We start from the raw sequence: 13,453 nt of genomic DNA on the forward strand, positions 1-13,453 counted from the left end.
TATCCGAAGCGATCGCCGGCGCGCTCGCTGCGCCGTCGTCTTCGGCGGTGCGTGTTCCCAAACGGCGGATTCTGAGCGATATCTTGCGGCGATGACGCAATCGGGCACGTGAAGATGGGGCGTTCCTGTGACGTCAAGGACAGACGCGTGGAAATCAGATCGCTGAGTTGGGTGAGCGCCGAGCCGCAGTTGGTCGCGCAACCGCATGTGTCGGAGTCAAGCGTGCTCGAACCCTTCGCGAGGGATGGCGGGAGGCTCCCGTTAGCCCTCGCCGGTTTGGGCTGGCAGGCTCAAATCGTGTACCGCAACCTCATGCCTTCAGGTGAGTGGGGACCTGTGGCGGCGGCGCTCACCTGTGCGCTGTTGAGCATCGATGGCGATGCGGCTGCCGATCAGGGTGGGGCGTGCCTCGACATCGGCGCGACACAGATATGCGAGGCGCTTGCACTGGGCATGCAGGGCCTTGACGGCGACTGGGTTCGTCAATTCGACGATGCCGGCGCTATCTGCTACGACGGGCACCGCTTCGGCGTGTGGTGCGATGGTCGTCCCGACTGGTCGCCGGAATGCCAGGCGTTCGGTGGCATCTGTCACGTGTTATGCGCCGCTGCGTGGTCCTGCGAGGTGGCGAGCATTGAGGATACCGAGGTGCTGCCGCTGTTGAACGCGCTGCCGGAGCTCATCATCCGGCATCCGGAGATTGCCGTCGCCGCACTTGAGACGGTGCTCAATGCGGGGCAACCCATGGCGCCGGACCGTCCCTTGCCATTGCGTGCGTTAGCCATCGGCGGTGCGCTGCTTGCCAGCGGCGCGGGCATGGCGCTGGCGTGGCCCGCCATGCCCTGGCTGGCGGGCGGGCTGGAGGCCGCCGCCGCCGGCGTCATGCTGTGCTCAGTGTCGCATGGCCCTGATCCAACGGAGCGAATTCGCCTTGCCGCGTGGTTTTCCAACCTGCTGCCCGAACTGACGGCGTGTCAGCTTCACCGTCTTTGCGACCGGATTCAGGGGTGCGATGCCCGGCTCAATGTCGTCGTCCTGGTGGCGGCGCTACGGCGTCAGCTGAGGGACGGCATGGGCCGCTCGCCCACCGACGTGATCGACGAACTGGATGTCCAGCAAATGGTGGACGAAGCGATTGCACGCGACACCGAAGTTCGCCCGCTTGCCCGCTTCACGCTCGGCCGGGCGTTGGAGGCGGCGGTCCACCTGTTGCATGATGCCGGGCTGCTGGTGCGTTCCTCACAGGAGATCAGCACTCGTCCACGCGCCATGCGGGTGGCGGACTGGTATGAAACGCTCGACCGTATGGACCGTGAGACGCCCGTCGTTCTGCGTCTGTCCGGGAGTGTCGCGTCGCGAGAGATGGATCGTCTCGGGCGGGCAAAGGCGGGGACCGGCGCCGCAGCGGTGCTTGCGCCGCCATCGAAGGGTCGGCCTCTGGACACCGCCCGATTGTCGTCACGAGCCCCGATTCCATCCTTGCAGCACGAGTCGCCGCAAGCATGGCTGTTGAGGATGCGAAGGCAGGCTGCATGGCAGGCGCCTGTGAAGGGCGCAGGAAGCTGGCAAGGCGTGTCGGCGGCTGAGCACGGGACGTACGAAAGGGTTCCCCCCGCGCCCGACGACCCGGGGCAATTCGTGCAGGCGTGGCTCGATGACGCAGGTAATCAGTCAGTGTCCGATCGGTTGTCCGCGACTCCGAAAAACGCCTCCGACATACCCTCCCGGATATCCGATAGCAAACAGCTCGACGTTCGGGCTTCGCTGAATCTCGAAGAAATCGTGCTGATGCACAAATGGATAAGCTGGGACAGCGGGGTCGGCAACGTCACGCAATTTCACACTTACCGCGAGCGCGCGGTGAAGTACACCCAGCAACTGGCGCAAGAGGTCTACGAGACGCTGCCGGCGTCAGGCGGCGGCCCGGGCGGCGTCGACTGGGACGCTCGCATTGAGGTGAGGTATCAGGAGGCGGGCTTTTTTCCTGTCGGCGGCAACGTGGGCTCGGGCCTCAAATCCCGGCGAGAGTACAGCCTGCTGCAAGTTGCGCTCGGCCATCATTTTTACGAAGAGTCGTTGACGGTTGGCGGATCGCGCACGGTCAAAGCCGTCAGAGTCGTGAGTGTGAATGGCACCGACAGCTACGAGCGAACGAGAACGCATCTGAGCATGGTCAACACCGATGCGTTTCGCGCGGCGCTACACGCGAAGGATGTGAGCCGAATCAGCGCATTGCGGGTATCGAAGGAAGCGATCTCCGCATTCTCGCAATACGTTCGCGCGGTTGTGGCCGCCATGATCTTCCGGGCCAGGGCGTTGGGAACGGCGGCAGGCCCGACATGGGTCGCACCGCGCGGTTGGTCTGCGTCGCCGGCATTGCTGGAGGAACAGCTTGAACTTCAACTATTGACCTACGAAGGGAAGATTGTGCCCGGCCTTGTGTCGTTGACGCACGCGCCGAGTGGTACTGCGCTGTTGCTCTCAATCAAGCGGCAGGAATGGTACTGGTGGAGCAAGGACGTGGAATCGCGCGAGGACTGGCGCGCTTTCATGAAAGACCACCTGTCGATGCGTGAGGTTGCCTCGCTGGACAGTGCGCTATATCTCACGCCACGGTATTTTTCCATCGGCACTGTGTGTCGGCCGATCGATCGTTGCGGGCAACCGAAGCCGAGCCTGTACGACTTGTCGTTGGGCATCCACAGGTTCAGGGCGCCGTGGCGAACGGATTTCGCCTTCGTCAGGGCGCCGGATATCGAGGCGGCCCTTTGGGCAGCCGAAGTCGACCGAATGCGCGAAAACCTCGACACGCAGGTCGTGACGCCGGCGCTGCGCAAGCGTCGCGATTGGGACGATCTGCGAATTGCAATGCTGCAAAGTTCGATGGTGCTGTTTCCCATTGTCGGTGGAATGTTTCGGGGGGCCGCAGCGGCGGTCGACTGGTCGTTCAGATTCAGCTATGCAGGCGCTACCGCAAGCTATCTATACGTGCAGTCGGAAAAGGCGGAGTACGCCACGCTCAGGCAACTCGAGGCCATTCATTCGAACCAGCGGTTCGGCATGTTCATGATGCTGATCAATCAGATTCCCGCTTCGGCGCCTCTCACAAAAATCGCTCGGGCCATGTCAGGGTGCATCGGTCAGGCCGGGCGGCAAATCGTCCGACCGATGTTGACGCTGATGCACAAGGGCGCCGGCTACGGAAGTCTGCGCGAACAGATGGCCGAGCAGACAAAGGCGCTACGCGTGAGTCCGATGTCGGCGACGCAACGCAAAACACCGTGGACGGAAATCCAACGGCTGCGAACCCGACTGGGTATTTCGGGCGATACGCTGGATATGCGCGCCTCTCAATCTCGGGGCGCGCCGATCTCCGTATTACATTTCCTGGGCACGGGAGCCATGCTCGTTGAATCGTTCGACGTGCTCACGCAATTGCCTGCGGGCTATTCCGTTGCGTTCGTCACGCTCGGTGACGCGCTCTTTTTTGCAGGCGTGACAGGGGGCAGCGGAACGATTGTGGGAAGTTGTACCGATGCTTCGGTCTCGTTGTTGCCTCACCATCGATTCGATGTGGTGGATTTGCTCGGCAAGGATCACGATGCCATTGCGTTTCTGGCCGACGATCTGGCCGAATGTGACGGTCAGTTGTTCCGTATCTGGGTGGAATCGCCTGCCGACGCGCTACCGGAGATGAGGGTTAGCGAAGCGGATCTCATCCGTGTCCGATCGCAGGTCGCCGGCTATTTCTTCGCTTCACGGCAGGCTACCAACGGCACGGGTGACGCGTCGAAAATCGTGACCCGTGCGCCGCGTCGCAATCTCGATCCCTTCGACGATCCGAGCCTACCCAGGTGGGACACGGTCGTCGCGCAATGGCGCGCTCGTCCGGACCCGGCGGTGACGACCGATACGCCGATCTCCACAGCGATATTGCTTGCACATTGGACGTCGGACTTCGATGCCGCACTTCGGAATGTGTTCGCTCGCGTGGAGACGGGGCTGCTCCTATGGCACTTTCTGCGGGTACCGCAGGCTCAGCAGGACCTGATGCTTGCGCGTCTGCGTGATGAGACGGAGGTGGGCACGTTGAGCCTCGATGATGTGGATATTCCAGGTGTGGCGGCGCTCGGAAATGCACAGGCATTTTTGCTGGTGTCGCTGACGACCGGCGAAGTTTGCTGGGAAGGGGGCACCGGGATTGCCACGAACGCACCGATGCGGCAGTTCCTGCTGCGGCACCTGAGCGATGCCGATGCCACCAGACTGGCATCGGTATTGGGGGACAGCGCACCGCTGCCGTCAGGACGAGCGCCTTACGAAATCATCTTTCAAGCGCCGACGCAGGACTTCACCGAGCTTGTGAATCGAACCCGTGCGTGGTGCTCGGATCAACTCGCGTGCGTCGGTCTGGCCGGACCGGGCTGTGCACCTGTCGAGCGGCGCCACGAACTGACGTATCTGATCGAGGCGGCTGCCTCACACCGCCCCGGCACAGATGAGCCGGTCATCGTCAATCTCGCGCGAAGGCTGGCGTCGCCAACCGATCGAGGGGGCTCGCCCAAGGCCCATTTCTTGCGCAGCGCAGAGTGCGACGATGCCCGTGAAACGCCGGGCCTCCCGTTTGCCCACTATCTGGGCGAGTCGGTGACAGGCGCGACGCAGCGCGCTTTTGGACGCGACAACACGACGCACCCTACCGATTCCCTTCGGCAACGCGTATCAAATCATGTGATCCGCAGCCAACAACGTTTTGCCGTACACGTGGCGCGTCGTGAACTGGCCGATCTGATCGAGTCCGGTGCCGGCAACGATACGTTCTGCACGGCGATGGCTGCGGCTGCCGATGCGCTTCAGGGCGGCCGTTTCGATCCGGCGTTCGATGCGGTGAGCGACGACTTGTTACCTGTGCTCTCCGGCCACGTTCTGCGACACGAGGCCGACGTGTACCGCCGAATTGCGGGAAAAGACGACATGCGCCAGTTGCCGCCAGGCTATCGAATCCTGCTGACCGCCAACGCTACTAATGAGACGCTCGACGAGACGAAAACGGGCGTACACGCGCAGATGCTGAGTCTGGGGCAAGGCGTCGTTGCCGCGTGGTGCGACCCCGGCGCTGGCGTATCGCGTTCGACAACGTATCCGGAGTCTCCGACATATACGCGTCTGGACTTGCTATCGGACAACAGCTGTCTAAACGTGACGGACGCCGGCGCGACACTGGCGGACGGCACATCGGTCGAGATGTGGGTGGAGCCCGGCGCGTCCGATGAAGGATTTCGGCGTGTTCGATAGGCGATGTCGGCTGGCGATGAACGGGGCGAGACCTGATCAGGTATTGCCCCAAATGCGAAGGTGAGGGCGAAATCTTGGGGCGGCGCTCGCGTATGCCACCAGAAGATGCGTCATCCCTGTCTCGTCGAGGAGTGATTTGTGGAGATCAGACCGCAGCCCTGGTTCAAGGACAACGTTCGCATAAAGGACGAACCACGGGCGCCGGAATCGCGCGTGCTCGAACAATTCGCCGCGCAGGGGGAGATCGATGCCGCATTGCTGCGCGGGTTGGACTGGCAGACGCAAATCGTCTATCGGAACATCGTAACGTCGACGGTCTGGGGACCGGTCGCTGCGGCGCTCACCTGCCAGTTGCTGGACATCGACGCGAGATCGGCAATTGCGCAGGGGGGCGCCACGCTCGAATCGTCGGCCGCCGCGATTGGCACGGCGTTGGCGCGCTATCTACCGGACATACAAGGTGACTGGATCCGTCAGTTCGACGACGCCAGCCCGCTGTGCTTCGACGGGCGGCGTTTCGGTGTCTGGCGTGAGGGTTGCCCCGATTGGTCGCCGCAGACGCAACGCTTCGGCGGGTTGTGCCACGCGCTGTGCGCCGCGGCGTGGAAATGCGACGTTGCGAGCGTCGAGGACGTGCAACTCGGTCCGTTGCAGCATGCGTTGCCGGCGTTGATTCTGGAAACACCGGGTGCCGCTGCCGCCGCATTGTCGGTCGTGCTGGATGACGGTCGCACACAGTCTCAGGTCCGGCTGTCACCGATGCAGGCGTTGACGCTCGCAGGCACCTTGCTCGCCGGCGGCGCAGGGATGGCGCTCGCATGGCCGGCCGCGCCGTTGCTGGCCGGTGCGATGGAGGCGGCAGCGGCGGGCGTGATGCTCTGGTCGGTGCCGCATGGCCCGGATCCAACGGAGCGTGTTCGTCTCGCCGCATGGTTTTCCAACGTTTTGCCCGAGCTGACAGTGGATCAGATCCATCGCCTTTGCGACCGGCTTCAGGGGTGCGACGCCCGGCTCAATGTCGTGGTGCTGGCGGCGGTCTTACAGCAGGCGTTGCACGTTGGATCGGGGTGCTCACCCGACGAGACGATCGAACACCTGGACATTCGGGAGATCGAGCGCGAAGCGATCGGCCGGGATCGCAACGCCCAGTCGCTCGACCGGTTCACTACCGGCAGCGCATGGGAAGCCGGTTTGCACTTGCTGCATAACGTCGGTTTCCTCACGCGTACGTCCATGGAAATCACCACCCGCCCGTTCTCGCTTCGTGTGGCCGATTGGTACGCGTTACTCGATCGCATGGATCCCATGGACCGCGAGACGCCTCCATCGTCGCGCGTATGGGGCGGGGTCTCGGCGGTCGATTCGCTGGAATACCGCGCGGTGCCGCAGACGGCATCTCTCACCGCGTCGCCGTCGTCCTGGCCGTCGGAGTTGGAGGTGTCTCTTGCGGCTTCGATATGCGGGGCCGTGCTTCGTACTTGCCGTGATCCTCACGTAGGGTTCGTCGTTGCAGGCACCATGCTGATGGGCGTCTTGATGTATCTGGTCCATCAGTTTGGTAGCAGCGGCGCAGACGGAAGCGACCACGCCAGCGATGCGGCAAGCTTCTCCGTGCCGCTGGCCTTGCCCGTTGCCGACCGGCGTGATCCGGCCGATCGCGGTTTTTTCGCGACGCCGCCCCCGCCGCCCGTTCGACCGTTGTCGACAACCCCGGCATCGGCGTTGCACAACGTTACGGTGAGCCCCGATGCATGGGTCGATGTCCGCTCGACGCTGACACTCGAGCAGATGGTGACGCTGTCCGAATGGGTGGCGTGGGACAACGACACGCGCAGTACCTCGGCCTTGCGCACGTACCAGGATCGCACCCTGGCCTACATGAAGCGGCTCGTGCAAGGCGGCTACGACGCATTCGTCGGCACGGCAGCGGAAGTGGTGGACTGGGATGCTCGCGTCGAAGTGATGTATCAGGAAGTGAGTTATCTGCCGGCGTCCGCTGGCAGTGCCTCGGGCGCAGGCATGCGGTCCCGGCGCACGTTCAGCCTGATGCAGATTGCGCTCGGACATCACTACTACGAGGAGTCGATGTCGGTCGGCGGGTCCCGTCAGGTCACGGCGATTCGTCTGGCGACTACCGCAAACACGCCGCCCAATACCCGCACGCAAGCGCAACTCAACGTCGTGAATACCGACAAGTTCCGTGCGGCGTTGCATCGGCTCGATCTCGACCGCATCGACGCACTGAGCCGTTCACCGGCATCGATCGCCGCATTTTCCCGATATGTCCGGTTGATCTTCATCGCGACCCATTCCCGAGCCAGATCGCCGGGTTCACCCCACGCCGCGTTCTGGGTATCGCCGAAGTACACCCTGCCGCCGCGTGAGGAACTGGAGCGCTCGCTCAAGTTTGAGTTGCTTTCGTTTCAGGGGGAAATCGTGCCGGGCATCGTTGCACTCAGACACGAGGCAAGCGCGACAGCGCTGTTAGTGTCCCTCAAGCGCCGAACCTGGTTCTGGTGGCGTCGGGAGGTCGAGTCGGAGCCGGCATGGCGGGACTTCATGCGCGATCACCTGTCGATGCTCGACGCCGAACGCCTGAACGATCCGTTGCGGATCAATCACCTGCAGTTTGCTATCGGCCCGGTTTGTCGGCCGTCGGTGAACTGCCGACGGGGAAATTCGTCCGTCAGACCGCCGCTGAGGCTAAGTACTCCGCCATTCACGTCGATCTGGCGTGCCGACTTTGCCTTCACGAGCCGCCCTGAACCGGAGGCTGCGCTCTGGGCGGCGGAAGTTCGGAAGATGCGCCAGGATCTCGATATGCAGATCGTGACGCCGGAACTCAGGGCGCGTCGAGACTGGCAGCAGTTTCGCAAGGCGATGGTGCAGAGCTGGAGCGCATGGTTTCCCATCGTCAACGGTGTGCTCCCGGCATCGGCGATGTTGCCTGACTGGGCGTTCAGACTCGGCTACATCGGTGCCACCGCAATGCAGATAACCCTATTGCTGGAGAGCGCGGAGACTGCCACGCTCAAAGAATTGCGCGCAATCCACGCAGACATGGGGTTTGCGACCGTGTTGATGGCAATCGGTCAGGTGCCTGCGGCCGACCCCTTCATGAAGGTGGGGCGGTCCATCGCCATCTCGGGGACGGCTGCCGCAAAGCACGTGATTGCCCACCTTAAACGTTGGGCCGACTCGCCCGTGACCGTCGCAGACGCACGCCAGCAATTGGCTGCGAGCGCACGTGCACTGACAGACCGGCGAGTTGCGTCGACACCGCAAACGCCGCCCTGGATCGTTGTGAACAAGTTGAAGTCTGGGCTGGGTATGACCGTGGCGCAGTGCAATGCATCACAGGCACAGACGGTCGGTGTCAAGGATTTCCTGGGTCGAGGGGCGCGTCGTGTCACTTCGTCCGACTTGCTGACGCGTTTGCCTGCGGGGTATGCCGTAGCCCTTGCGTGGGCCGACGGGCGGGTCCTGTACGCGGGTGTCACGTGCGGCATTGGCACGATCGCCGGACAAAGCGTCGACGACACGGTGATGCTTCTGCCGCACGGTGGTTTCGACATGCTGGATATCTTTGGGGACGATCGCAGCACATTGACGTTTCAATCGGACGGGCGAGTGATGTGCGACGACTATGTCCTCGATATGTGGGTGGAGTCGCTCGAAGATGCGATCCCGGTGCTCGAATTGCGTCGAAGCGAAGTGGAGACGTTCCGGCCGAGATTGGGCGATCGGGTTCCGGATTCCTCGGCAACGCGTGTGCAGCCCAAGGTGATCGCCAGCGAGGAACGGGTTACCCGCCCACCGGTTCGATGGCGCAAGCGTACCGACCCGGACGCCCCGAATTGGGAGGCACTGGTTCAGCAGTGGCGAGCGTTGCGTAATGGCAATGCGAGCGAGGTGGCGTCGGCAATGTCGGCAAACAGCACGCGGGGTCCGATGCCTGTTCCGGTGCCAACGGACAGCGGGATAACCGGGCAACTCTCCGATGCGGCCCGACTGAGATCCGCGCTGGCGAAGCATTGGACACCTCGATTCGAGACCGCCTTCGCTGACGTCCTCGCGCGCGTGGAGATCGGGTTGTTGCTCTGGCATCTGGGGCGTTTGCCGACGGCGCAGCAGCGCCTGGTTCTGGGGCGGCTTCAGCAAAAATCCCGTGTGGCGACGATTCAGGCAGACGGTATTGGCGTGCCGGGCATTACCGCCATGCGCGACGACCGTGCGTACCTGCTGCTTTCATTAACGACGGGGGAAGTGCTTTATGGGGACGACGTCGCTCATATCGGGACGCATCCCGACATCGGTCACCTTCTTTGCCGCCATCTGAGCAATTCGGACGCCGCGTCGATCGCATGCATGCCGACGCGCAACATCACAGATGCGATGGGTTGCCCCCCACTGGACTTCGAGTTTCAGCAGCCGGCGCAAGGCTTCAAGGTGCTCGCCGCACGAGCCCACGTGTGGATGACGGAGCAGATCACGTGTGCCCGGCAAGGGGCGCCATACTGCGACCCGGTGGCGCGCAATCACGATTTGCTGTATCTCGTCGCCGCAGCGGCACAGCGCATTTCTGGAGCGAACGTCGCGAGCGTCGTCGATCTCGTCCGACGTAGCGATTCACCGGGCGACCGGGACACCGTGCCTGTCGAACATATTTTTCGCAGCGAGAACGCCAGCCATTGGCACGGCACGCCGACCTTGCCGTTTGCCTACTACCTGGGCAATGCCGTTCGTGGGGTCGAGGCGCAACTTTTCAACGCCTATGCACCGACGGAAATGGACATCGCCCAACTTGTGACGCTGGTATCCGGTCACATCATGCAAAGCCGCCAGCGTTATGCCGTCCGCCTCATTCATGACGCCATCGCGGATCTTGTCGAGTTCGGCGTCGGTAACGACCGTTTCGGTCAGGCGATGCTGTCGTCGAGCGAGTCGCTCCGCGCGGGCCGTTTCGGCCCGGCGCGCACGGCGGTTAGCGACGATGTGCTGCCCGGCGTGAGCCGGCAGGACGCCGATGAGGATGCGCGTCGTATTCAGAGCGTACGCGAGATGCAGGATCTACCGGCAGGCTACGAGATATTGCTGCGTAGCGACGCGCCGATCGACGAGACACAGGACGGTTTGCACCACGCCATGTTGAGTCTTGGCGGCGGCAGGGTGGCGGCATGGTTTCGCCGCAACGGCACGACGACGTCGCCCACGGCATACCGGCGTCTGGATCTGCTGTCCGGCAACGACCTTCTGAATTTCACGGCGTCTGGTGTTGCGTTGAGCGATGGAACACCCGTCGAGCTATGGATCGAACCGGGTGCCCCCGGCGTGTTCTCCGAGACATCCGTCGCGTTGCCGCAAAGCCTGCCGGTGAAGGACATCGGCATTCTGACGGCGATGAAGCGTCATCCGATGATCGATGCCGAGATTCAGCGCAACTCCGTTGATGAGTATCGCGGTTTCGCGGGCGACAAGGCGTCGCTGCTGATCGCGATGGCGCGCTTGCTCATGCCCTTTGGCGTGGTGCGGATCAAGTACCGCGTCGTACTGAGCTGGTCGACGCCGGATCAGGTCATTCCAGCGATGTCGTTGACGCTGACCGGACAGACACCGCCTTCGATGTTCGCGGAGCAAGCGCCACCCGAGGGCACCGAAAAGGCCCAGCGCTTTGTCGTCGATCTGTTCATGAGCCGGCTATTGGGCGGGGCCGTGTCGCGTGTGGGAGACGTGCAGAGTGAGGCGCAATGGCTTGCCACGTACCGGGCGCATGGGGGCAAGCGGTGCATCAAGTACCGGGAGTTCGACGACGTTTCCAGTATGCTCACCGCGCTGCCGGAGTATGAGCGTTTGCCCGGCGTGCGTCCTTACGACCGGCGCGAGGCAACCCAATTGATCCAGTACCCGGCGTGGGACAGCGCGCCGGCCCCCGGATGGCATCCGAATCGCCGGACTGCCCGGCGTCATTCGATCTAGCGGTCCTCAGAGGCTGGCGCGCGTGCCGGTATTCGCCGCTTGTGCGCGTTGGTAAAGCGCGGCCGCCAATGCCACGTCCTGAGCGCCCATGCCGAGCGATTTGAAGAGCGTGACGGCCTCGGCGTCGGTCCGCCCCGGATGGGTGCGGATCACCAGTTCACCGAGTTCCGCGAGCAGATCCTCCGGGCCGATGCGGCCCTCGGCAGCGGCGGCCAGATAATCGCCCGACTCGTTGACGGTCGACTCCCGGCGGTCGACGAACAGTTGCGCGCGCGCCATCAGCATGGTGTCCGCCTCGCGATGGCGCGGCGTGCTGCTGCCGACCAGATTTACGTGCGTGCCGGGCGCAATCCATTCGGCGCGCAGTACCGGGTCGGTCGAATTCGTCACCGTGACCACGATGTCGGCATCGCACACCGCGGCTTCCACGCTTGGGGCCGCTTCGAGGCGGAACGCGTAGTTGGGTTGTTCCTTGTCGACAAAAGCTTGCGCCGTGGCAAGCGAGCGACTGGCGACGCGAACGTGCTGGAGCGGCCGCGCCGCCGCGAGCGCCGCGAGGTGCCAGTGCGCCTGATGGCCGGCGCCGATGAGCGCGAGGCGCGAGGCATCGTGACGGGCGAGCAGACGTGTCGCCAAACCCGTGACGGCCGCCGTGCGAATGCCGGTGATCTCCGCGGCGTTCATCACGGCGAGCAGTTCGCCCGTCTCGCCGCTCATCAGCAGCACGCATCCCTGATGCGGGTCTTTGCCGAGCGTGCTGTTACCCGGGAAGAATGTGCCGACCTTCGCGCCATAGACGGACATTGCGCCGGCGCCGCTGCCGAGAAACGCGGGCATCATCCCCAGCAGTCCCTTGGCGCCGAGCGTCTCCGGCGGGCGGATGATCTGACGTAGCGGCAGGTGAATCTGCTCGCGGGCGAGGGCGCCGAACATGTCGGACATCACGGGAATCGCATCGGCGACGGGCATCAGCGCGGCGATCTGGGGGGCGTCGAGCAGCAGGACGGGCGGCGAGGAAGCGGAGGTGGACATGCGAAATCCTGGATCGTCAGCCGTTGGCTTCGGCGGCAAGCGCCGCTTCGATGTGACGGTTGAACGTTGCTGTGTCGGTATTCGTCCCGCACAGCAGCACGCCCACGCGTTTGCCCATGAGCTTGTCGCGCAGCGGGCCCATCAGCGCTGCGGTTGCCGCAGCACATGCCGGTTCCACGGCCAGCTTCAACTGACGGAACAGCGTGAGCATGCCGGCGCGCATCTGATCGTCCGTGACGGTCACCAGTTCGTCGATATGACGGCGGCACAGGGTGTAGCCGTACAGCTCGGTATGCGGGGCCATCAGGCTATCGGCAATGCCTGTCATCGGGCCCATCTTGATCGGGCCGCCTTGCGCGAAGCTCTGCGCCATGGCGTCGGCGCCGGCCGGCTCCACGCCGTACACCTTCACATGCGGGGCAAACAGCTTGATTGCAGTGGCCACGCCGGCGATCAGTCCGCCACCGCCGATGGGCACGATCACCGCATCGAGATTCGGGGCTTGTTGCATCCATTCGTAACCGAGCGTGGCGGTGCCGAGAATCGTGCGATAGCCGTTGAACGGGTGCACGAAATAGCGGCCTTCCTCCTGTTCCACCCGCTTGACGATATCGAACGCCTCGTGGACGTTCTCCGCCAGAATCAGGTCCGCGCCATACTCACGGCACAGCGACGAACGCGCAGGGCTGGCGGTCTTGAGCATGACCGTCTTGGCGCCGACGCCCATGGCTTGTGCCGCGTAGGCGACAGCCACCGCGTGGTTGCCGGCGGACACGCACGTGACACCCGCCTTGCGTTGGGCGTCGTCGAGCGAGAGCAGGTTCGAGAACGCGCCACGGGCCTTGAACGTGCCCGACGCCTGCAGCAACTCGTACTTGAACGTTACCTCGGTGTTGCCGAGCGTGGGGAAGTCGTGGCGCGTGAAGACCGGGGTCTGGCGCGCGTAGGGCTTGAGCGTCTCGTGCAGCGCGGCGATGGCGTCTTTCGTCGGAACCGGTTGGCCGTCGATGGTCTCGGCGTGCAGCTCGGGGGTCGATTGCGTCACTTGGACTGTGTCTCCGTAATTTGGCAAATGCGTGGCAATTGCGAGGCGAATGCGCGTGTAATGCCGGGCAGGGCTGGGGTGGCCCCATGCGCTGCCCGGAAGGCA

The 13,453-nt window shown here is 63.7% G+C and carries 4 protein-coding genes; 2 read left to right on the top strand and 2 right to left on the bottom strand.

Going from position 1 to position 13,453, the window contains the following annotated elements:
* Nucleotides 1-147: 147 nt before the first annotated feature.
* Nucleotides 148-5,295, top strand: a complete 5,148-nt coding sequence (locus tag C5N93_RS03270) for a hypothetical protein (protein ID WP_242558252.1) — start codon at nt 148-150, stop codon at nt 5,293-5,295.
* A gap of 138 nt (nt 5,296-5,433) precedes the next feature.
* On the top strand, nt 5,434-11,271 hold the full coding sequence (locus C5N93_RS03275) for a hypothetical protein (protein WP_242558253.1): 5,838 nt from the start codon (nt 5,434-5,436) through the stop codon (nt 11,269-11,271).
* A 6-nt stretch (nt 11,272-11,277) separates the two neighbouring features.
* Here the strand turns inward: C5N93_RS03275 and C5N93_RS03280 are convergent, their stop codons facing one another.
* The gene (locus C5N93_RS03280; RefSeq protein ID WP_242558254.1) at nt 11,278-12,303 is read right to left on the bottom strand and encodes an ornithine cyclodeaminase family protein; all 1,026 of its coding nucleotides are present in this window, start codon (nt 12,301-12,303) and stop codon (nt 11,278-11,280) included.
* A 16-nt stretch (nt 12,304-12,319) separates the two neighbouring features.
* Nucleotides 12,320-13,348 carry a threonine/serine dehydratase gene (locus tag C5N93_RS03285; RefSeq protein ID WP_069341156.1) on the bottom strand — a complete coding sequence of 343 codons (1,029 nt, stop codon included), beginning with the start codon at nt 13,346-13,348 and terminating at the stop codon, nt 12,320-12,322.
* Nucleotides 13,349-13,453 lie beyond the last annotated feature (105 nt).

It is taken from the genome of Pandoraea sp. LA3 (assembly GCF_022696215.1).
In the GTDB taxonomy this organism is placed as follows: domain Bacteria; phylum Pseudomonadota; class Gammaproteobacteria; order Burkholderiales; family Burkholderiaceae; genus Pandoraea; species Pandoraea capi.